The 21,961-nt window shown below is 59.0% G+C and carries 21 protein-coding genes; 17 read left to right on the plus strand and 4 right to left on the minus strand.

Annotated elements, in window-relative coordinates; genetic code table 11:
- Positions 1–6: 6 nt before the first annotated feature.
- From ACM66T_RS05625 to ACM66T_RS05635, 3 genes are read right to left on the minus strand one after another with little or no spacing between them, the layout of a single operon-like run.
- Positions 7–1,227, minus strand: a complete 1,221-nt coding sequence (locus tag ACM66T_RS05625) for a glycosyltransferase family 9 protein (protein WP_416768862.1) — start codon at positions 1,225–1,227, stop codon at positions 7–9.
- A complete protein-coding gene (locus ACM66T_RS05630) occupies positions 1,224–2,156 on the minus strand; it encodes a lysylphosphatidylglycerol synthase transmembrane domain-containing protein (RefSeq protein ID WP_231021055.1) in 933 nt (310 codons plus the stop codon). The genes ACM66T_RS05625 and ACM66T_RS05630 overlap by 4 nt, the downstream gene beginning before the upstream one ends.
- Before the next feature lie 54 nt (positions 2,157–2,210).
- Positions 2,211–3,590, minus strand: a complete 1,380-nt coding sequence (locus tag ACM66T_RS05635) for a glycosyltransferase family 39 protein (protein WP_416768863.1) — start codon at positions 3,588–3,590, stop codon at positions 2,211–2,213.
- A gap of 58 nt (positions 3,591–3,648) precedes the next feature.
- Here ACM66T_RS05635 and ACM66T_RS05640 point away from each other — a divergent pair, with 58 nt between their 5' ends.
- The 7 genes from ACM66T_RS05640 to ACM66T_RS05670 all read left to right on the plus strand — a co-directional run bounded on the left by ACM66T_RS05640 (position 3,649) and on the right by ACM66T_RS05670 (position 8,590).
- Positions 3,649–4,329, plus strand: a complete 681-nt coding sequence (locus ACM66T_RS05640) for a phosphatase PAP2 family protein (protein WP_231021057.1) — start codon at positions 3,649–3,651, stop codon at positions 4,327–4,329.
- A gap of 82 nt (positions 4,330–4,411) precedes the next feature.
- The gene (locus ACM66T_RS05645) at positions 4,412–5,080 is read left to right on the plus strand and encodes a phosphatase PAP2 family protein (RefSeq protein ID WP_231021058.1); all 669 of its coding nucleotides are present in this window, start codon (positions 4,412–4,414) and stop codon (positions 5,078–5,080) included.
- Positions 5,077–5,706, plus strand: coding sequence for a fused DSP-PTPase phosphatase/NAD kinase-like protein (locus ACM66T_RS05650; protein ID WP_416768864.1), 630 nt, complete (start codon positions 5,077–5,079; stop codon positions 5,704–5,706). Before ACM66T_RS05645 ends, ACM66T_RS05650 begins: the two co-directional genes overlap by 4 nt.
- Positions 5,707–5,708: 2 nt before the next feature.
- Positions 5,709–6,824, plus strand: a complete 1,116-nt coding sequence (gene trmA / locus ACM66T_RS05655; protein WP_231021060.1) for a tRNA (uridine(54)-C5)-methyltransferase TrmA — start codon at positions 5,709–5,711, stop codon at positions 6,822–6,824.
- A gap of 130 nt (positions 6,825–6,954) precedes the next feature.
- Positions 6,955–7,392 carry a DUF4395 family protein gene (locus tag ACM66T_RS05660; protein ID WP_231021061.1) on the plus strand — a complete coding sequence of 146 codons (438 nt, stop codon included), beginning with the start codon at positions 6,955–6,957 and terminating at the stop codon, positions 7,390–7,392.
- Positions 7,392–7,796: an RrF2 family transcriptional regulator gene (locus ACM66T_RS05665; protein WP_231021062.1), complete on the plus strand. Its 405-nt coding sequence runs from the start codon at positions 7,392–7,394 to the stop codon at positions 7,794–7,796. The genes ACM66T_RS05660 and ACM66T_RS05665 overlap by 1 nt, the downstream gene beginning before the upstream one ends.
- Before the next feature lie 119 nt (positions 7,797–7,915).
- Entirely contained in the window at positions 7,916–8,590 is a 675-nt protein-coding gene (locus ACM66T_RS05670) for an Hpt domain-containing protein (RefSeq protein ID WP_231021063.1), read from the plus strand.
- Here ACM66T_RS05670 and recO read toward each other — a convergent pair.
- Positions 8,587–9,207, minus strand: a complete 621-nt coding sequence (recO, locus tag ACM66T_RS05675) for a recombination protein RecO (protein ID WP_255707541.1) — start codon at positions 9,205–9,207, stop codon at positions 8,587–8,589. The genes ACM66T_RS05670 and recO overlap by 4 nt on opposite strands.
- A gap of 156 nt (positions 9,208–9,363) precedes the next feature.
- On the opposite strand from recO, the gene gltB reads away from it, so the two are divergent.
- The 10 genes from gltB (at position 9,364) to ACM66T_RS05725 (ending at position 21,861) form a co-directional block, all read left to right on the plus strand.
- On the plus strand, positions 9,364–13,803 hold the full coding sequence (gene gltB, locus ACM66T_RS05680; RefSeq protein ID WP_416768865.1) for a glutamate synthase large subunit: 4,440 nt from the start codon (positions 9,364–9,366) through the stop codon (positions 13,801–13,803).
- 2 nt (positions 13,804–13,805) lie between these two features.
- The gene (locus tag ACM66T_RS05685) at positions 13,806–15,188 is read left to right on the plus strand and encodes a glutamate synthase subunit beta (protein ID WP_231021066.1); all 1,383 of its coding nucleotides are present in this window, start codon (positions 13,806–13,808) and stop codon (positions 15,186–15,188) included.
- Positions 15,189–15,309: 121 nt separating this feature from the next.
- Positions 15,310–16,173, plus strand: coding sequence for an acetyl-CoA carboxylase, carboxyltransferase subunit beta (gene accD, locus ACM66T_RS05690; RefSeq protein ID WP_416768866.1), 864 nt, complete (start codon positions 15,310–15,312; stop codon positions 16,171–16,173).
- Positions 16,160–16,783: a thiamine phosphate synthase gene (locus ACM66T_RS05695; protein ID WP_416768867.1), complete on the plus strand. Its 624-nt coding sequence runs from the start codon at positions 16,160–16,162 to the stop codon at positions 16,781–16,783. The genes accD and ACM66T_RS05695 overlap by 14 nt, the downstream gene beginning before the upstream one ends.
- On the plus strand, positions 16,774–17,232 hold the full coding sequence (locus ACM66T_RS05700; protein WP_231021069.1) for a 23S rRNA (pseudouridine(1915)-N(3))-methyltransferase RlmH: 459 nt from the start codon (positions 16,774–16,776) through the stop codon (positions 17,230–17,232). The genes ACM66T_RS05695 and ACM66T_RS05700 overlap by 10 nt, the downstream gene beginning before the upstream one ends.
- Positions 17,233–17,240: 8 nt before the next feature.
- Entirely contained in the window at positions 17,241–17,597 is a 357-nt protein-coding gene (dksA, locus tag ACM66T_RS05705; protein WP_231021070.1) for an RNA polymerase-binding protein DksA, read from the plus strand.
- A gap of 9 nt (positions 17,598–17,606) precedes the next feature.
- A complete protein-coding gene (locus ACM66T_RS05710) occupies positions 17,607–18,656 on the plus strand; it encodes a hypothetical protein (protein WP_231021071.1) in 1,050 nt (349 codons plus the stop codon).
- 256 nt (positions 18,657–18,912) lie between these two features.
- Positions 18,913–19,911: a tRNA dihydrouridine synthase DusB gene (dusB, locus tag ACM66T_RS05715; RefSeq protein ID WP_231021072.1), complete on the plus strand. Its 999-nt coding sequence runs from the start codon at positions 18,913–18,915 to the stop codon at positions 19,909–19,911.
- A gap of 71 nt (positions 19,912–19,982) precedes the next feature.
- Positions 19,983–20,636: a response regulator transcription factor gene (locus ACM66T_RS05720; protein WP_231021073.1), complete on the plus strand. Its 654-nt coding sequence runs from the start codon at positions 19,983–19,985 to the stop codon at positions 20,634–20,636.
- Entirely contained in the window at positions 20,623–21,861 is a 1,239-nt protein-coding gene (locus ACM66T_RS05725) for a hypothetical protein (RefSeq protein ID WP_231021074.1), read from the plus strand. The genes ACM66T_RS05720 and ACM66T_RS05725 overlap by 14 nt, the downstream gene beginning before the upstream one ends.
- Positions 21,862–21,961 lie beyond the last annotated feature (100 nt).

Here is a 21,961-nt window from a genome sequence, read left to right on the forward strand (position 1 = left end):
TCCGGATCAGGCGAGGGCGTCCAGTTTCGGCTTGAGCGTCTCAAAGACCCATTCGGGGGTGATCACTTTGATGCACTGGTTATCCGTACAGGGGGTCTTGCGGTGGTTGGCGGCGCTAACGCAGGGGCTGCAGGCCATGCCGGCAAAAATCGGGGTCGTCGGTCCGAGCGATCCGTAGAGCGCCGGGGTCTCCGGGCCGAAGATGACGAAGGTGTGCATGTCGGTAATAGAGGCGAAGTGGGCCGGGCCGGAGTCGTTGGTCAGCATGAAGGCGCAGACGCTGTAGAGGTGCGGCAGCTGCAGGAACTTGACGCCGCCGGCGAAGTTGATACAGCGTGCGTCATTGACACAGTCGGCCAGGGCCTGCGCCCCGTCGAACTCGGCGGGCGCACCGGTCAGCAGGACGATCGCCTTGTCGTTGTAGGCGAGGATCTTCTTGATGACCTCGCAGTAGTTTTCCCGGTCCCAGCGGCGCTGCGGCAGCAGGTCGGAGGCGTTGGAGTTGACGAGAATGACGGGATTCAGGTCCGGGTCGAAACCGGTATAGTTTTCGGCGATGATCTCCAGAACTTCGCGCTTCTGCGTCTCCGTTACCTCCGTTTTCGTGATGGCGATCTCGCTGTCGTCGATGATACGCTTGGTGAAGGGGAGTTGCTGTTCGCTGCTCATGAGCGCGTCGACGAGGGCGACGAAGTTCTTGGCGATGTGCTGGTGCGGGTTGTAGGCGACCTTGTGGGTCAGGAAATCGCCGCGGTAAAGCCCCTCGTTGTGGAAGCTGTGGAAGCCGACACGGTTCGTCGCCCCGGAAAAACCGGTCATCAGTGCGGTAAAGCGGGAGAAGAGTTCGAGGTCGATCACGGAGTCAATCTGCTTCTCGCGGCACCATTTGAAGAAGCGGAGCGTCGAGAGCGCCAGCGGGACCATGCCGCCTTCGTCGATGGTGAAGATGTTCTCCTCTTTGACGGTGTTCAGCAGCTGCAGGGAGACCTTGTTCTTGCTGAAGATGACGAAGTAGAGTTCGCCGTCGATCTGCGAGCGGAGTTTGCGCATCGCCGGGTCGACGAGGATGGCGCTGCCCATCTCCGAGAGTTCTACGAGCAGGACGTTCCGGGGTTTCTGGTAGGGGGTGGAGCGAAACAGGCCCGCCGTTTTCGTCAGCAATGTCCCCAGAAAGGTGAGAGGGATGCCCGCATAGCGGTCGATGGCACGCATCGTATCGACATTCATGCATTTTCCTTTAGTGAAGTGGTGTGTTTGGCACGGTTCCAGAACCACGCCCCCGGCAGGGCCGTGAGAATGAGCAGGATACCGTAGAGGATGGAGATGGCGAGGATCTTCGCCTTTGCGAGCCCTACGAGCATCAATATCCCGACCATGGCGCCTTCGCGGACCCCCCAGCCGGCCAGGGAGATCGGCACGATGGTAAGGAGGAAGACCGGCGGCACGGCGACGAGGAAGATCCCGAGGCCCGTCCAGACGTCGACGCTGAGGGCCAGGAAATAGATCGCGATAACCGTAAAGAGGTGGACGACGACCGAGATACCGATGTGTCTGATCAGCAGCATCCTGGAGTGGTAGAGCCGTGCCATCCGCAGGCCCAGCCGGTGGAAGAGGTCGAGCCCCTTGAGGTTCGCGAGAAAGGTGAACTTGTCGAGGTTGAGCATCAAAACGAAGCCCGCAATCCCGCCGAGGGTGATCAGGTTGATCAGGTTGAAGAGCCACTGCGGGAAAGTACCGTAAAAGAGCAGGTTGGAGACGAGGTTCAGCACGAGCAGCCCGACGAGCCCGACGACCCGGTCGACGAAGATGCCGTAGAAGGCGTCCTTTTTCTCATACCCCTTCTGGACGAGGTCGATCATCCGGGTCGCGTCGCCGCCGATGCTGCCGGGCAGCACCTGGTTGAAGAAGGTCCCTTTGAAGTAGCTCTGTACATAAAAAGAGACCCTTTCTTTGAAGCCGAGCTCTTTCATGATGAGCCGCCAGCGGTAGGCGGCGAGGAAGGTGCTCGCCATTTGGGCGGCAAAGGCGATCAGAATGTAGCCGCCGTGGGACTTGGCGAGGATCGCGATGAGCTGACCGACGTCGATGAAGGTGAGCAGAAAGTAGAAAATGGCGACGGTAACGACGAACTTTATGGCGGTTTTGAGGTGTTCCATCGACATCCTTTTCAAAAGTGCGCTAATTTTAGCCAAAGAAGCGTAAAGGCCCGTTTAGCGGCTGCCCGAAACCCGGTAGAGGTAGTAGGTCTTGGTGCGCTTTAGGCCCCGCTGGACAGTGAGGGTATCGAGCAGCGCGACGTTCTCAAAGCGTTCCGCGAGGACCGCCGTTTTGTCCTCTGGGGCGAGATAGAGCCCTTCGCGGTAGGGGGCGCCGTCGTCCCACATGTCGTATTGGCTGTAGCGTGTCGGCGTCGGGATACGCACGGGGGCATGGTCGGGAGTGTAGTAGCTGACCAGGGCCGCGAGGGCCAGGTGGTTGGCGTAGAGGGCATCGTCCGCTTGGCGGTGGCGTTCGAGCATGGCGACGGCCTCTTGATTGCCGTACATCCTGTCCTGCACGACCGGCAGCCAGAAGAGCAGCCCCGCGCGGGCAACGAGGCTGAGGGTGAGGGCGACGGCGAGGCCGGCATAGAAGGTGCGCTTCATATGACGCACCGAGAGGATGTAGGCGGTCAGCACCGTCGCGCTGATATAGGCGGGCGCGGTGTAGTTCAGTTCGATATGCGTATGCAGCGATTTATAGAGGAAAAAGAGCAGGGGGGTTACGGTCATCAGGGCCAGGAAGAAAAGGGCGTCGTTTTGGACGAAGAGCTTCTCTTTGCCCAGGAAGTAGAAGAGCACACCGGCAAAGACCGGGGTGAAAACGGCGAACTGTGATCCGATCAGTTCACCCGCCCAGTTCCACATCATATGCTCTTTCGCCCCGCCGTGGTGCAGCTGGAAGAGGAAGCTGATCCAGTCGTGGGCATAGTTCCACCACAGCATCGGGGAGACGACGGCCAAGGCGACCCCGATGGCCATCCAGGTGCGCCAGGAGGCGAAAAGGTCCCGCCGGCGCAGCAGCATAAAGAGCAGCAGCGCCATCAGGTAGAGGACGGAGGTGTATTTGCTCAGCATCATCGCCCCGATGAAGAGCCCCGTCAGGAAAAAGTCGATCGTCCGGGCCCGGGTGATGACCCGGTAGGTCGACCAGAGGGCCAGGGACCAGAAGAGGATGAGCGGCGAGTCGGTCGTCATTATCGTGTAGCCCGCATGCACAAGGACGACGGAGGTGAAGATCAATACACCCCAGAGCCCCGTACGAGCGTCGCGGAGCGCTTCGAGCAGGCGGAAGATGACCCATCCGGCGACGCTCATCGCCAGGACGTTGCCCAGCCGCACGCCCCATTCGGCTTCGCTGACAAGGTCGGTGAGGGCGATGAGGAAGGCGATCATCGGGGGGTGGTCGTAGTAGCCTGCCTGCAGGTGGTGACTCCAGAGCCAGTAGTAGGCCTCGTCGCCGTGCAGCGGCACAAAGGCGTTGTAAACGGTGGCAAAAAGGCCCGAGAGAAGCAGGATGAGCAGGGCGGCTTGGCGATAGGTTCGGATCATGGGCGACTTTTTGGGTGCCATTATACTCTATGGGGGTGAAACGGCTATAATGCGCAGTATGAATAAGAAGATACTCTGCATTCCGGCGGCCGCGTGGGGAGCGATGGCCGTCACCGCACTGCTGCTTTACCTTTTCCCGCAGATCGACATTGCCGTCAGCAGCCTGTTCTATACCCCCGGAGAGGGGTTCGCGCAGGGGGGCACCCTCTGGGAACGCTTCGTCTACCAGTCCGTGGGGGTGGTCCTCGCGATGGTCTATGTCGCGGCACTGCTGCTGTGGCTCTATAACCGCATCAGCGGGCGGGTGCTGCTGGCTTTGAGCGGAAAGAAGCTTCTTTATATTCTGCTGGTAGCGGCATTGGGAAGCGGTATCTTCGTCAATCTGGTGCTCAAGCAGAACTGGGGGCGTCCCCGCCCGGATCAGACGAGCCTTTTCGGCAGCGACCGCCATTTTACGCCCGCTTTCGTCATGAGCGACCAGCGGGGCAAATCCTTCAGCAGCGGCCACACCTCCGGGGCATTTGCCCTGCTGGCACTGATCTTCCTGGCGCGGCGGCACCGCAAAACGGTCGCGCTCGCGGTCATCGCCTACGGGTCTCTCGTTTCCCTGGCGCGCATCGCGGCGGGCGGCCACTTTTTCAGCGACGTTCTCGTTTCGATTATGATCATGTATATCGTCTCAGGGGTGCTCTACGCGCGCTTCTTCGGTTGCAACACCCTCTCCGGCGGACGGGAATAGGGCTTTTTCGGCGGCCTGCTGAGCACACTTCGGTTGCAGCCGGGTAACAGGCGAAGTTCCCTTCCGCCGATATAATGCGGCCATGATCAAAGTGCTCGCAACTATCCCTCTGTGGGAATGGGTGGCCATGGCCGTCCTCTCTTTGCTTTTTTTTCTTTTCCCTCAGATCGATCTCGCGGTCGCAGCGCTCTTTTATGCAGGGCCCGACGGCTTTCCCGCCGCGAAAACCCTCGCCGAACAGGTTATCTACTACTCCGTGCCTTACGGCCTGATGGCGCTCTACATCGGTGCCGTGCTTCTCTGGCTCTTCAATACCGCATTTGGGCGCAGCGTCTGGCGTTTCACAGGCCGGAAACTGCTCTATGTGCTGCTGGTGCTCGGCATCGGCTCCGGACTCATCGTCAACGCCCTTTTCAAGGAACACTGGGGACGGGCCCGCCCGGCGGAAACAATGGAGTTCGGGGGCAAGAAAGAGTTTTCTCCCGCCTTTGTTCCCGTTGCCGGACAGGTGGGCAACTCCTTTAGCTGCGGGCACGCGTCGGGGGCTTTCGCCCTGCTGGCCTTCGCAAAACTCTCCCGGCGCCGACGGCTCTGGAACACTATTGTCCTCGGCTACGGTCTCATCGTCGGTATGGCCCGCATGGCGGCGGGCGGCCACTTCCTCAGCGACGTGGCGGTCTCGTTTTTCATTATGTACACGGTGACGGAGTTGCTCTACGCCGTGCTGTTTCCCCCGAAGGAGTCCCCATGAAACGCCCGATACTCTCTCTGTTTGTTCTATTCGTTGCCGCCGCCGGCGGGCTGTATACCTGGTACGTCTACGGGCACTACCGTTTTGAGACGATCGACCCGGAGCGCGTCTACAAATCGGCGCTGATTGCCCCCGATCGGCTGGAGGATTTTCTGATCCCGCACCATATCAAAACCGTCGTCGACCTGCTCGATCCGGGCATACATGATGCCCTCAACCCTGCGCAGCAGAAGGAGATCGATGCAGAAGCCGCGGCGATCGCGCGGATCAACGAGACCTACGGTACGCAGATCCGCCATGTCAACATCCCCTCCCGGCAGGTGCCGACAAAGGAGACGCTGACGCAGTTCTTCAAGGTGCTCGACGACAACGCCTCCTACCCGGTACTGATCCACTGCTACCACGGCATGGGACGGGCGGTGATCTACAGCGCGCTCTACCGGATAGAGTACCTGAAGTGGCAGAATGAAAAGGCCCGGGAGTGGACGCGTCCGCTGCCGATTATGGTAGAATCCCGTCTTTATCACAGCAGTTTTGCCCGGGGACACTCCAAAGGGGATTTCCTGATCCATTATATGCCCAGACGCAAGGGGGAGGCAAGCACGCTGCATCACTTGGAGGGGTAGGCATGGAGTGTAGGCATTTCGGCCGTTGCGGCAGCTGCCGCTGGTATGAAGAGGGTTACGAAGGGCAGTTGACCAAGAAAGCGGAAGAGATCAAAGCCATGTTCGCGCCGCTGTATTCGGGGGCGTTCGATATTGCACGCTCTGCTGCGGAGGGGTACCGTGCCCGTGCCGAGTTCAAGGTGTGGCACGTCGGTGATACCATGCACTTTGCCATGAACTCCATCGACCGCGACGGCGTCGTGCTTCTTGAAGAGTGCCCGATGGTCACCACACCTATCCAGGCCCTGATGTGGCCGCTGCTCGATGCGCTCAACGCCGTGCCGGAAATGGGGCGTAAACTCTTCGGGATGGATTTCCTGGCCGGCCGCGACGGGGACATTGCCGTTTCCATGCTCTATCACCGTAAACTCGACGATACGTGGAAGGCGCAGGCGGCGGAGATGGCCGCGCGGTTCGGCATCAGCATCATCGGGCGCAGCCGGAAGCAGAAAGAGGTGATCGGATGCGACCATGTCATCGAATCCGTCGACGTCGCTGAAAGGACCTACCGTTTCAAGCAGATCGAGAACAGCTTTACCCAGCCCAACCCCGGGGTCAATGCCCAGATGATAGGATGGGCCCTGAAGCAGTTCGAGGGGCTTGGCGGCGACCTGCTGGAACTCTACTGCGGGGCGGGGAACTTCACGATCCCGTTTGCGTCGCGCTTTGACCGCGTCCTGGCGACGGAGATCTCCAAGTCCTCCATCCACGCGGCGAAAACGAACATGGAACTCAATGACGTGCATAACATCGATTTTGTCCGCATGAGCGCCGAGGAGTTCGTCCAGGCCCTCGATGGGGTGCGCGAATTCAACCGGATGAAGGGAATAGACCTGCCGAGCTACCGTCTCGATACGATCTTCGTCGACCCGCCGCGCGCAGGGATGGACGAGGCCTCCTGCGATTTCGCCGCCCGGCATGAGCATATCCTCTATATCTCCTGCAACCCCGAGACACTCAAGCGCGACCTGGAGTACCTGACGCGGACGCACAGTATCGAAGCGATGGCGATGTTCGACCAGTTCCCCTATACGCACCATATGGAAATGGGCGTCAGGTTGAAAAAAGCGGCGCAATAGAGGAGAAGGTAAAACACCTTCCGGATAAACCATACTATTTTGGTATGGATACTTGACAATGCCGTGCCGCCGGGAGTAAACTGTGATACTTTTATGATGGAGCCGAAAAGGCCCCGACAAAGGTTATGCTATGGCACAGGCTTGTCCCATTAACTTCACAGCGGCTGACAATACGGTCAGCCGGATCCTCTCGCTTTTGACGACGGGGATCGTTGCACTCTTTTTTCTGACGGGGGCGGTGCCGCTGCTCTTCGCCCTCGGCGCGGACCTGTTGGTGCGCCTCCATGGCAACAAGCAGTTCAGTCCGCTCTATCAGAGCGCTGCGGTTCTCAAGCGGTTGATGCGCCTGCCGGACCAGAAGGTCGACGGCGCGGCCAAGAGCGTGGCCGGCCATTTCGGGCTGCTGTTTATCCTGCTGCTGATCGTCGCCGCGTCCCTTGGCCTGCAGCCGATGCTGGTGGCGGTCGCCTCCATCTACGTCCTCTGCCTGTTGATGGACGTCCTGTTCAATTTCTGCGTCGGCTGCAAAGTCTATTACCTCTATCGTCTGATCGGCGGGGCGGCGTAATGGCGGGGATCTCGTCAAAAGGGGTCTACGCCCTTGCCGCGATGCACGTGCTCTCCCATGCGCCACAGCAGCGTCCGATGCAGATACGCGAGATCGCGGCGATGACATCGATCTCCCATGGCTACCTCGAGCAGATCCTCTCCGGGTTGCGGCGCGCCGGTCTCGTGACGAGCATCCGCGGCGCGGCCGGGGGGTACCAGCTTGCACGGCGGGCGGCGGAGATCACGGTGCTGGAGATCCTGGAGGCCCTTGAAGGCCCCCTGTGCCAGACGGAGGGGAATGTCGGTTCAAGCGTCATCCTCGAGGCATTCTGGGGGAGCATGAATGAAAAAATACGGGCGATGTTCGACATGAAACTCTCCGATATTGATCAGCTCTACCAACCCTACCACTATGCCATTTGATCACAACAACTGCGCTAACACCCATTAATGTTTTCCGTTTAAGCAGAGGTCGACCCTGTTTATATTATGATAGTCTCATTGATTATTAACCGCGCCTGTGTGGCCATCAAGGATGACCGATGCCGTACCTCTTCATCATAGTGACCCTTCTGGTTGTAATCGTCCTGGCTGTCGTGGTTTCGGTCGTTGTGACGCGCCTGCGCAACCGCCACCATTTGGAGAACATGCGCGAAGCGGTCGAGCAGTCCAAATACGCTGAAAAAAAGCCGTTGTCCAAACCCAAGGTAATGAAGGGTGCACAGCCGAATGTCGGCATCAAAGTGCTGCAAAGGGACGAAATCGTCGCAACCCCCGAAGCGGGCACACCTTCCGGTGCCGAAACGGCGGCAGGGGAGCGCGGGGAGTTGCAGCCGCCCGTGGAAGTCCCTTCCAAGGCGGCCGAACCCCCTTTTGTTCCCCGTCCCTATCCGCCCTTTAACAATGCCCGCGCCGTCGAGGAGTTCGGGCTTTCGCAGGAGGAGGCCAACAGCTTCATCGGCGAACTGGTCACTCAGATCGAATCGGAACTTCCGGCGCTAGAGGCCGCTGTTGCCGCGCTGGATATGGTCCAGGTCGAAGAGGCGATCCACAAGCTCAAAGGCTCGACGTCAAATCTCGGGGAAGGGGGGATGACCGACCTGCTGTCCGATTTTAACGACTACGTCAAAAAGGGGAGCGACCGCGATATCCTCGATGAGTACGTGGCAAACCTTCACTATTATCTTGCCGAACTCAAGAAGGTCGTCCCCTCTTAAAACCCTTCCAAGAGCGTCGCCCAGAGGATGTCGATCTCCTCGTCGCTCAGGAAGAGGGCGCTCTGGTGTTTGAGCAGTTCGTCCGCGGCGTGTTTATTGACCGGGGTACGGTGCGCGCAATCGGTATGGGCGTACTGGAAAGCACGGATCATGCAGACGGAGGCTTCGTCGATCGGGTTTTCGCAGAAAAAACAGTGCGTTCGGTCCGGGCTGCGCCCCTCATAGTGCAGCAGGCGGGCATAGGCCTCGACGGCGACGCGCTTGGGGTTCTGCGTGCCCCAGCGCTCCGCGGCGTCTTTGAGCAGGCTGAAATAGAAGCCCCCGGTCTCTTCGGATTCGCGCAGGTGGGGGTAGAAAAGCGAGACGAACGTGTGCCACAACCGTGTCCGCGCCGGATCGAGCAGCCAGGGGAAACCGAGATGCACGACGTCGTAGAGCCGTCCGATCGAGGATTTGAGGGAGTGCTCGATTTCGAAATCGATCATATGCCCTAGGTTGATCGTCCCGTGGCGCGCCCCGTAGAAACGGTAAAGGGTCTCTAAGCGTTCCTGTGTCAAAATGGCTAAAATAAGATCTTCGTCTTTGACCCGTTGAAGTCGAATGATGAACCCTTGCACTCTGCGTTTCTTCCTGTATCATTTATCATCACTAGTGTATAAAAAATCGGCTTTCAAAATAAAGTTTTAAAGCGTTTTGTAGTACAATATTAGCAATCGGCACTTTTCTAAATACGGGAAATGTGCTTAATATATGCTTAAATAAAGGTGAACCGAGTGGAATATTCTGACCTGTTACGTTCTTTTAAAGACAACTGCGGTTTCGGCCTGATTGCCAATATCGACAACCGGGCGTCCCATGAGACGCTCGAACGTGCCATCACGGCACTTGAGCGGATGATGCACCGCGGTGCGATCGCCGCAGACGGAAAAACCGGAGACGGGAGCGGGCTGCTGCTCTCCATGCCGACGGCGTTTATGCGCAAGATCGCGCAAGCCGAGGGTGTGGAGCTCCCGGAGATGTATGCGGTCGCGACCGTATTTACCCGCGTCAAAAAGCACCTCGAAGTGCTCAGCGATACCTGTACGCAAAACGACCTGAAGGTCATCCTCAAGCGTGAGGTCCCGGTCGACGACAACGCGCTCGGTCAGCAGGCGCTGGATACGAAGCCCTACATCTACCACGTCTTCATCGTCCCCAACTCCATCATGGCGACGCAGCGCTTTGACGCGCTGCTCTACCTGAGCCGCAAAGAGACGGAACATGCCCTGGAGCACGACGAGGATTTCTACATCCCCTCCATGTCGTCGCGGGTCATCTCTTTCAAGGGCCTGGTGATGCCGACGCACATCAAGGAGTTCTACAAGGATTTCCAGGACCCCGATTTCAAGATCTCCTTCTCCCTGTTCCACCAGCGCTTCTCCACCAACACGCTGCCCAAATGGCGCCTGGCCCAGCCCTTCCGCGCCGTGGCGCACAACGGCGAGATAAACTCCGTCGAGGCGAACCGTTTCAACGTCCGCGTCAAATCCGAGTCGATCAAGAGCGAGATCTTCACGAAAAAAGAGCTTGAGCGTCTGCTGCCAATCCTGCAGCCGGGTGCATCCGACAGCGCGAGCGCGGACAACTTCTTCGAGTTCCTGATCGCCAACGGCATGGATTTCTTCAAAGCGGCCCGCGCCGTCATCCCTGCGCCGTGGCAGAACGCGCCGCACATGGACCCGGACCTGCGCGCCTTCTACGAGTACCACTCGACCGTCTTCGAAGCGTGGGACGGTCCGGCGGCCTTCTCGCTGACCGACGGCCGCTACATCGGCTGTGTCCTCGACCGTAACGGTCTGCGCCCCTCCAAATACATCGTCACCCACGATGACACCCTCCTTATCACGAGCGAGTACGGGGTCATCGACCTGGATGAAGATAACATCAAAGAGCGCGGCCGCCTGCAGTCGGGCGAGATGATCGGTCTCGACCTCAAATTCGGCAAGGTTCTCAAAAACGCGGAGATCAACGACTACCTCAAGGCGTCACAGCCCTATATGAAGTGGCTTAACGAACATATGGTCTACCTCCAGGAACACGTCGAAGAGCAGTATAGCGGGCACTGCATCCTTGACAAGGACAACCTCGTCCGCCGCCAGCGCTACTTCAACATCACCGAAGAGGTGATCGAGCAGGTTATCGAACCGATGATCCGCGACGGCAAGGAAGCGGTCGGTTCCATGGGAGACGACACCCCGATGGCGGCGTTCAGTTCCAAACAGCGCCACTTCAGCGATTTCTTCAAGCAGAAGTTCGCCCAGGTTACAAACCCGCCGATCGACCCGATCCGCGAGAAGGTGGTCATGAGCCTTAACACCGGTTTCGGCGAGACGCACAACATCCTGGACGAATTGCCGTCGCATGCGCACCGCCTCAAGGCGATCTCGCCGATCGTCACCTACGAGAAACTCGAGGTGCTCAAATCCTACGGCAACGAGAATTCGCCGCGCTTCCAGCCTTTTTACAAGAATGCGACCTTCTCCACGGCCTTCGAAGGGGAGCTGAAGCCGGCCCTCGACGCCCTGGTGAAAACCGTGACCAAGGCGGTCAAGAAAGATGGCATCCGGATCGTCATCCTTGAGGACAGCGGTCTGGATGCCACCCACCGTACCATCCCGATGCTGATGGCGGTCGGACGCCTCAACAGCGCTCTGCTCGACGCCGGTGTACGCCACCTGGTTTCCCTCGTCGCCGTTTCCTCCGAAGTGATCGACTCCCACGGTGCGGCGACGCTGATCGCCTACGGTGCGAGCGCGGTCTTCCCGGAGCTGCTCTTCTCCACTGCCGTCAATATGGTCGAGACGAGCAAGCCGCTGGAGGATATCCCCTGCAGCGAAGCGCTCAAATCCGTGCACGGTGCCCTGAACGCCGGCCTGCTCAAGATCATGTCCAAAATGGGGATCTCCACGATCGCGTCATACCGCAACTCAGGGCTCTTCGATGTCCTGGGACTGGGCCGCGAGATCGTGGACGACTGTTTCGGCGATTCGCATTGCCATATCCCGGGTCTGGGCTACGAAGATATCGATGCACGCCTGAAAAAAGCGCACGAAGAGGCCTTTGACGACCTCGGTTTCAACAGCATCTTCCCGCTCAAGATCGGGGGCTTCTACAAGTTCTACAACGGCCAGGAGTACCATGACTTCGGTCCGCAGGTCATCCACGCCATCCACGCACTGAGCAAGTCGGGCGATCCGCAGGATTTCGAACGTCTGAAAAATATTGTCAATACCCGCGGCCAGAAGTTCATCCGCGACTTCTTCGAACTCAAATCCGACCGGGCGCCGATCGATATCAGCGAGGTCGAACCGGCTGAAGCGATCACGAAGCGCTTCAGCTCTGCGGCGATGAGCCTCGGCTCTATCTCGCCCGAGGCGCACCAGTGCATCGCCGAGGCGATGAACACTATCGGCGGTCAGTCCAACTCCGGTGAGGGTGGGGAAGACGCCGCGCGCTTCAAAACCGTGCTCAACTCCAAGATCAAGCAGGTCGCATCGGGCCGCTTCGGCGTCACCCCGGCCTACCTGCGTTCGGCCGAGGAGATCCAGATCAAAGTCGCCCAGGGGGCGAAACCGGGCGAGGGCGGCCAGCTGCCGGGCCACAAGGTTTCGGCGCTTATCGCGCGCCTGCGCCATACCGTGCCGGGCGTCACCCTGATCTCGCCGCCGCCGCACCACGATATCTACTCCATCGAGGACCTGGCGCAGCTCATCTATGACCTCAAGCAGGTTAACCCGGACGCGAAGATCTCCGTCAAGCTCGTCTCCACGGCGGGCGTCGGTACGATCGCCGCGGGGGTCGCGAAGGCCTATGCTGACAAGATCATCATCTCCGGCGGCGACGGCGGTACCGGTGCGGCACCGCTCACCTCCATCAAGTTCGCGGGTAACCCGTGGGAGCTGGGCCTCTCTGAAGCGCACAATGCCCTCAAGGCCAACGACCTGCGCAAGATGGTCCACGTCCAGACCGACGGCGGGCTCAAGACCGGGCTCGACGTCCTCAAGGCGGCGCTGCTCGGTGCGGAAAGCTACGCCTTCGGTACGGGCGTACTCGCCATTGTCGGCTGTAAGATGCTGCGGATCTGTCACGTCAACAAATGTTCCGTCGGGATCGCAACGCAGAACGAAAAGCTGCGCAAAGAGTATTACAAAGGTACCGTCGCGCAGATCGTCAACTACTTCAAACTGCTCGCCGAGGATATCCGCGGCTACATGGCGCAGCTGGGCTACAAAACGCTTGACGAACTGATCGGCCGCAGCGACCTGCTCAAGGTCATCGACGACGAGCTCGCGAAGAAATTCGACTTCGGCAACGTGCTGCACCGCGAACCGGGCGTCGATACCTGCCAGGTCGCGTCCAACGAACCGTTCGACGACAACGCCTTTGAAAAAGAGGTCCTCGAAGAGGTCCGCAGTGCGATCAAGCACCCCGAACACCCGGTCCGTGTTGTCCGCGACATCTGCAACCTTAACCGCAGTTTCGGGGCACGCGTCTCCGGTGAAGTCGCCCGCTATTACGGGGATGAGGGACTGGCCGACGGTACGATCGACATCCGCCTCAAAGGGGTGGCGGGACAGGCCTTCGGTGCCTTCCTGATCAACGGGGTCAACCTGAGCCTCGAGGGCGTCGCGAACGACTATATCGGAAAAGGGATGCACGGCGGCAAGATCGTCATCAAGTCGGTGCATGAAGGCGGCAGCTTCAGCGGCGGGGGGAACACCTGTCTGTACGGTGCGACGGGCGGTAAGCTCTATGTCAATGCCGCCGTCGGCGAACGTTTTGCCGTCCGTAACTCCGGTGCGCTCGCCATCGTTGAAGGCACCGGCGACAGCCCGTGTGAATATATGACCGGCGGTATCGTCGTCATTCTGGGCCGTACCGGCGTTAACTTCGGTGCGGGGATGACGGGCGGGATCGCCTTCGTCTTCGACGAGGACCACAACTTCATCGAGAACGTTAACCGCGAACTGGTTGAAGCGGTCCGCATCGATACGGACGACGGCGACGAGGCGCGCCACTATCTGAAGCGCCTGCTCAAAGACTATATTAACGAAACGGGCAGCTCGAAGGGGCGCATGATCCTTGACAATTTCCGTACAGAGATCCGCAACTTCTGGCTTGTCCGTCCTAAAAACCTGACCAAACTTCCGCTCAACCAGGAAAAGGGAGACTAAGAATGAGAGAATTTTTAACGATTGGACGTATCGATCCCGCGAAACGCCTGGTGGTCGACCGTGTCAAAGACTTTAAAGAGATCTACGAAGTATTCAACAAGAACGAGGCGGGGGCGCAGAGCGACCGTTGTGTCCAGTGCGGGGACCCCTACTGTCTGAACAAGTGTCCGCTGCACAACTACATCCCGCAGTGGCTCAAGGCCGTCGCCGAAAACGACCTGGAGTTCGCCTTCAAGCTCTCCAACGAGCCGTCGCCTTTCCCGGAGGTCATGGGGCGGGTCTGCCCGCAGGACCGTCTGTGCGAAGGGGACTGTACCCTCAATGACGGCCACGGCGCCATCACGATCGGTGCGGTCGAGGCGTTCATCAACGAGGAGGGCTTCAAAGCGGGCCTGAAACCGGAGTTCCCGGGGATCACGACGGACAAGAAGGTCGCGATTATCGGTTCCGGCCCGGCGGGCCTCTCTGCCGCCACCTACCTGCTGCGTTCGGGGATCGCCGTCACGATGTACGAGCGTGCCGACCGCGCCGGTGGACTGATGACCTACGGCATCCCGAACTTCAAGCTCGACAAAAAGATCGTCGACCGCCGCGTCAAACTGCTCGAAGAGGCGGGGATGGAACTGGTCCTGGAGTGCGAAGTCGGCAAAGACATCACCTTCGAGGAGATCGTCAACGGCCACGACGCCATCTTTATCGGGATCGGTGCAACGAAGGGCAAGACGGCCCGCATCACCGGTGAAAAGGCGCCGAACGTCTACATGGCGATGGAGTACCTCACCGCAATTCAGAAAAAGAATTTCAAACGCGCCTACGACAAGAAGTTTGAGTTCAAAGACCTCGACGTCGTTGTCATCGGGGGCGGGGATACGGCGATGGACTGTGTCCGTACCGCCAAACGCGAAGGGGCGCGCAGCGTCAAGTGTCTCTACCGCCGTGACGCCTACAATATGCCGGGCAGCCAGAAAGAGTACAAAAACGCGATGGAAGAGGGCGTGGATTTCCAGTTCCAGGCCTCGCCGAAGCAGATCCTCCTCGATGAAAACGGCCGCGCCGTCGGCGTCGAGATGGTCAAAACCGTCCTGGGTGCCAAAGACGAGAGCGGACGCCAGCGGATGGAAGAGGTCAAAGGGAGCGACTTTACGGTCAACGCCGACGTGGTCATCCTCGCCCTCGGTTTCGATCCTTCCGTCCCCTCCTTCCTGGCGGAGAACGGCATCGAGACAAACGCCTGGGGCGGGATCGTCATCGACGACAACCACCAGACCTCCACGTCGGGCATCTATGCCGGCGGTGACTGCTACCGGGGCGCGGACCTTGTTGTCAACGCCGTCTACGACGGCCGCGAAGCGGCGCGCTCCATCGTCAGAAGCCTGCTGAAATAATGGCGCTTTTCAGCGCCGTTTCTCTACCGCTTCCCCTGAGCATTTAGGGGAAGTCTGGGCACTTTTTCGCTACAATTCCCCCAATCAATCAAAACTATTTCCGAACCCCGAAGGATACGTGATGAACCTTTTCAACCTTTTCGGCGGCACGTCCCGACAGCAGCCTACCAAGAGCGAGGCACCGGCACACTGGGTCAAATGCCCCTCATGCAACTCCCTGATGTACTACAAAGAGGTTGAAAACCAGAACTACGTCTGTCCCAAATGCGGTCACCATATGCGTATCAACGTCGACAAGCGCATCGAACTGCTTTCGGACGAGGGGAGCTTTGTCGAGTTCGACGCGAACCTTGCGCCGGTCGACCCGCTGAAGTTCGTGGACAAGAAAAGCTACGTCAAACGCCTTGAAGAGGGGGAAAAGAAGACGGGACGCCGCTCCTCCGTTGTCAGCGGCGAATGTACGATGAACGGCGTGAACGTGCAGCTCTGTGTCTTCGACTTCGCCTTTATGGGGGGATCGCTGGGCTCCGTCGAAGGGGAGAAGATCACCCGTGCCATCCACCGCGCCATCGAGAAAAAGCAGGGTGTCGTCATCATCAGCGCCTCGGGCGGGGCGCGGATGCAGGAGAGTACCTACTCCTTGATGCAGATGAGCAAGACCTCCGCCGCTCTGGCACGCCTGGGCGAACACAAACTCCCCTTCATCTCTGTTCTGACCGACCCGACGATGGGCGGGGTCAGCGCCTCGTTCGCGACCCTCGGCGACATCATCATCGCCGAGCCGGGATCGCTCATCGGTTTCGCCGGCCAGCGCGTTATCAAGCAGACGATCGGTTCGGACCTCCCCGAGGGGTTCCAGCGCTCGGAGTTCCTGCTGGAGCACGGCTCCATCGATATGGTCGTCAACCGTAACGAGCTCAAAGAGACGATTTCAGACCTTATCCGCATGATGCTGCCCGCTTCGGCCGACCATGACGCGCAGTGAAATAGACCCTTTTTTCGCCTCCCTCCCGTCCAACGCCCTCTACGCCCTCTGCGACCAGGCGTTGCTCGATTCCCATGCCCTTGACCTGGAACCCTATGTCGAAGCCTGCCGCCAGCTGGACGTCTCGCTGATCCAGTACCGGAACAAAGCTGCGGAGACCGACGTCGTCAAAGCCGCGCTGGAGCGCCTTCGGGGGCTGTGGGACGGGATGCTGATCATCAACGACCGCTGGCAGCTCCATGCACTGTGCGACGGCGTGCATGTGGGCCAGGATGATCTGCTTGGAATCGGTGCAGATGCCGCCGCAGCGGTGCAATCTCTGCGCCGGGAAGTGGGCAGCAACTGCGTCATCGGCCTCTCCACCCATAATGCCACGGAGATCGCGACGGCCAACACGCTCGGGATCGATTACATCGGGCTGGGAGCCTTCCGGGCGACGGGAACCAAAACGGATGCGGCGGTCCTGGGCGAAGACCTGGATACCCTGGCGTCTGCCTCCGTCCACCCGGTCGCGGCTATCGGCGGGGTCGGCTTTGAGGACCGCTTTGCCCATGCGCGGATGCGGGTGATGGGCAGTGCGATCATTGCGGAGGCGCAGCGATGGAAGTGACCCTCTATTCCATCGCCAAAAAAGAGCGGTCCATCTACGATCCGTTATACAAAGAACTTATAAAAATGAGTTCGCGCTTCGCCAAGGTCAATGACGTCGAAATTTTCGGCAAAAACGTCACCAAAGCACACACAATAGGCGAAGAGGCCGCAAAACAGGCCTATACGGAGAGTCTTGAGCCCTATTTAAACCGTGGATATTCGATTGCGTTGCATCCTGATGGAAAATTAATCGACAGTTTCGAATTCAGTAAGCTCCTTAGTGATAAAATGTCGGTGCAATTTTATATCGGAGGGGCGTTCGGATTCGAAGACGCGTTTCTTCGGCGCTGCGACAAGGTGATCAGCCTGTCGCCGCTGACGATGAGCCACAAGATCGCCAAGGCGGTCCTGCTGGAACAGATCTACCGCGGATTCACGATCCTGAACAACCACCCCTACCACAAATAAGGACACCCGTGCAAAACAGCGAACTGTCATATTTCGAGGAGATTCTGCGCGCACGCAAAGCGCAGATCATGAAGAACATTTCCGGCGTCGAGGCGGAACTGGACGGTCTGAGCGACGTTGAAATGAACGACGAAGGCGATTACGCCGCCATCAGCAACGACAATATGGTTGATACCGCGATCGGGACACAGCAGGGGACCGAACTGCTCGAGATCGAACTGGCGCTGAGCAAGATCAGCGCAGGCACCTACGGCATCTGCGAGATGTGCGAGGAGCCGATCAGTTTTGCGCGTCTCAAAGTGAAGCCGCATGCGCGTTTTTGCATTGACTGCAGGGAGATTGCCGAGAAGAACAGCGCCAAGTAAGGGGGACGCATGTATATCAAACGCTACAGTATCGCCGCACTGCTGCTGATCTTTATGCTCGGATGGTTCGTCTACGGTTTCGTATCGAAAGAGAGCATCCACATCGAGCTGCTGGGCATTATGCTCCCGTCACTGCCGGTCGCCGTGTGGGTCGCCCTGGCGATGCTGCTGCTCTATGCCGGCACCCTTGCTCATATGCTCTTCTACTCCGTTGTCGGCAGCGTACGCCTGCGCAAGTACGAAAAGGATTACGCCCACCTGCTCGACGCGGTCGCCGACGCCTTCTTGCAAAAAGAGGATCGCCGACACGCTTTTAAAACGGAGCGCTACGCGCTGATGGGCGAGATCGCCGATCACTCCCGGATGCTGCCCGATGAGAACCTTGAGGGGATCGAACATCCCAAACTCGGGGCGATCATCCAGGCGATCCAGCTGATCGAGAAGGGCGAAAGCGCCGACCTCAAGCGTTTCAACCTCCCCAGCGGCAATCCCCTGGTGCGCCAGAACCATATCAACCAGCTGGCCGAAGGCAAACTCGATGCGGAAACGGTCCTCTCGAAACCTGAACGCTACGATGCGGCGATCCACGCGCTGGCCTTCGAGCAGCTCAGCGTCTTCGCGCCGCTGCATATTTTGGAGAAGTACCGCCCTTACATGACCTTCAAAGCGGCCCTCTCCATCGTCAACCGCATCAACGCCGAGGAGAACACCCTCTCCGTGCCGAACGCGACGGTGGTGGACTTCGTCACCCGGATCGAAGGGCTCTCCTCGCTGGATTACCTCTACCTCGGCGTCGTGATGGGCGAGCATATGCTCCCCGAGCAGCGCATCGCCGTCTTCGAGATGCTCTCGGACAACGACGACAAGGCCCTGGACGGCTACCTCTTTACGCTCTTCGACCTCGAGATGGTCGACCGGGCCAAAGAGCTGCTGCACATCACGGCGGAGAACGAATACGTTCTGTTCAAAGCCTACGCCGATCTCAAGGCGTGCAACAAGCATTATGACGTCAAGCGTTTTGCGAACATGATGCTGCAGAATTATTCTCCGAAGGCCTGACAGGCCTTCGGAACTTATACGGCAGCCGGGCAAAACAAGGGTACCGCTCGCGTAGCGATGTTTCCTCGAAAACAAGGGTACCGCTCGCGTAGCGATGTTTCCTCGAAAACAAGGGTACCGCTCGCGTAGCGATGTTTCCTCGAAAGCCCGGACACCTACGCTGACGCTGAGTCCTCCTCGGCGGAGAGCTCGTACCCCAAGGGCACTTCTTCCAGAGCGCACACTTTCTCACCCCGTTTTTTGCTAAAATACGCGTATGATTTTAAAAGACATTCTTGATTTCTCCAAACCTCTATATGTCCTCGCGCCCCTGGCGGGCTATACCGATCTGCCGTTTCGCAGCGTCGTGAAAAAGTTCGGCGCGGATCTCACCGTCAGCGAGATGCTCAGCTCCAACGCCCTGGCCTACGGCTCGCAGAAGACCCTCAAGATGCTCGAGCGCAGTCCCAACGAGGACCCTTATTCGGTCCAGATCGCCGGGGCCGATACGGAGATCGTCCGCCGCGCCGTCGAGATCCTCAACGCGCAGGATGACATCGACATCATCGACCTCAACTGCGGCTGCCCCGTCCCCAAGGTCGTCAGCCACGGGTCGGGCAGCTCTCTGCTCAAAGACCTGCCGCAGATGGGGCGGATCATCGAGACCATCAAATCAACGTCGAACAAGCCGCTCACCTCGGTCAAAATCCGCCTGGGATTTGCCGAGAAGAATCACCTCGAGATCGCAAGGATCGTCGAGGAGAGCGGGGCGGACTTCCTCGCCGTGCACGGGCGGACCCGGGCGGGCAAGTTCAAGGCGGAGGTCGACTACGACGCCATTGCCGAGATCAAGCAGGCGGTCTCCATCCCCGTGATCGCCAACGGCGACATCGACAGCTACGAGAAGGCGCAGTGGGTGCTGGAGCATACCAAGGCTGACGGCGTCATGATCGGCCGCGGCGCCGTCGGCGCGCCGTGGATCTTCCACCAGCTCAAAACGGGCAGCGCGACCATCGACCCGATGATCCGCTACGAGATCATCATGGAGCATTACGACCGCATGATCGAGTTTTACGGCGCGCGGGGGGTCCCGATGTTCCGAAAACATATCCATACCTACTCCAAGGGGTACGCCGGTGCCTCCGCCCTGCGCAACGACGTCAACCGCATCGACGACGTGGCGGCGTTTAGGAGCCTCATCGATGGCTTTTTCAAAGAGAGCCGCTACGTCGGGGAGGCGACGGAGGCGTCGTCGATCGCCTGCGCTTACGAATAGGCTGAGGGGCTTTTCCTAACACTTCCCTAACACTGGCGTGCTACACTCACTGCAAAGGGGAGGAGAAACGCATGCGAATCCTGATGCTGGAGGACGATGCCGTCCTCGCCGAACTGGTCGGCGGCTACCTCTCCCGCCATTTCCGTGTCGATATCGTCTCCGAACTGGGCGATGCACTGGCGTATATCGAGCGTTACTGCTACAGTGTCGTCCTGCTCGACCGCAATATAAACGGGGTCGACGTGGGCATGTCGCTGATCGAAAAGATCAAGCAGCGAAGCAGCGAAACGGGAGTGATCGTTGTCAGCGCCTACGACGCCATCGCGGAGAAGATCGCGGGGCTTAACCTGGGGGCGGACGATTACCTCGACAAACCCTTTGACAACGCGGAACTGCTGGCGAGGGTGCATGCGCTGGCGCGCCGACACCAGGGAGCGCCCCATGTCGAAGTATGCGGCCTGACATGTGATATGCTGGGCCGCTCCATCCGCAGCGCGGGGGAGGAGATCGTACTCAGCCGCAAAGAGAATGACCTCTTCTTCTACCTTCTTTCGAAGCAGGGGCAGATCATCTCCAAGGACGAACTGCTCGACGCCCTCTACGTCAATCCGCAGAATATCGCCTCCAACACCATCGACGCGACGGTCAAGAACATCCGCAAAAAACTGCCCAAAGCGATTATCAAGACCGTCAAGACGCGGGGGTACGTCATTGAAAGGGAGTAGAAGCCTGCAGCGGATGGTCATTTCGTACTTTCTGCTCAGCAGCGTCGTCACCTTCGCACTGCTCGGGAGCTATGTCGTCTACCGCTACCACGCCGAGCTTAAACGCAATCTGCGGCAGTCGCTGATCGTGTTGTCCGAGGACGTCGTCCGCCATAAATTCTACCTGAACGACGCCGAAACGATCCGACAGAACTTCCATCTGCTCGAAGCCTACCACAGCGCACCCTTCGTCGATCACTTTGACGATCTGACCTTCACAATGACCGAGACCCTGCCGCCGGAAGCGGAGGAGGTCGCCGTCGTCTCCGTACTGCCCGACGGCCGCTACCTGAAGGTGCGTTCGAATACCCTGCGGATCGAACAAAAAAGCCGTGACCTCGCCCTGCACCTGGCGGCCGTATTCGGGCTTTTCCTGCTGCTGTTCGTCCTGCTGTTCTGGTTATATCTGACGCGGCTGCTGCGCCCGCTGCACTGCCTGGTAGGCTACTGCCGCTCCGGTGCCGGGGATGAAAAAGCGCTGCCGTCGTGCAGCGGTCCGGCGGAAGTCAACGAGCTGAAACATGCGATCATCGCTTTGCAGCGTGCCAACCGGTCGCTCTGCCGGGAAAAACAGAACATCTTCAAGGAGGCGGCGCACGAGATCAAAGCGCCCATCGCCGTGCTCAAAGCGCGTCTGTCGCTCTTCGCCGAGGATGACGCCTTCGAAAAAGTGCGTTTCGTCGCCGAGAGCGAAGCGGACATCGCGACGGTCAGCAGCAAGCTCAAAGAGCTGATCTTCCTCAAAGAGATCGAGTGGGATATGCGCAAGGGGAGGGAGGACGTGCCGATGCAGGAGCAGTGTCGGCTGATGCAGCAGGTCTTCCAGCCGATTCTGGAGAAGAAAGGGTTGACGATCGTGTCGAACTTCGAGGAGGATTTCACCCTCTACATCCACAAAGCGGCGATTCTAAAGGTGCTGCAGGCCGTCTTTGAAAACATCTTCATGCATACGAAGAACGACACCGCCATCCGCACGATCGTCGATCCGGACAAAAAGCGGCTGGAGATCGTCAACGAGATCGGCACCAAAAGCGACGAGACCCTTTTTAGTTCCCGCATCGGGTCCCGGATGATCAACCGTCTCGCCGACAAACTGGGGTACCGTTATGAGACCCGAAAGCATGATGGCCGCTTCAGCACGCTGATCACCTTCGATGCGGTCGAGCAGGAGCGTGATGCGCAGTAGCGTCACCCTTGCGGCGGCATGCTGCCGTCGCTTCACCGCAGATTGACTCTGCGAACTCCTTTACAGATGTAACCCCCACTTTACCGTGCCTCCTGTATAA

Origin of the sequence: Sulfurimonas sp. ST-25 (genome assembly GCF_048079205.1) — a bacterium.
GTDB classification, from domain to species: domain Bacteria; phylum Campylobacterota; class Campylobacteria; order Campylobacterales; family Sulfurimonadaceae; genus Thiomicrolovo; species Thiomicrolovo sulfuroxydans.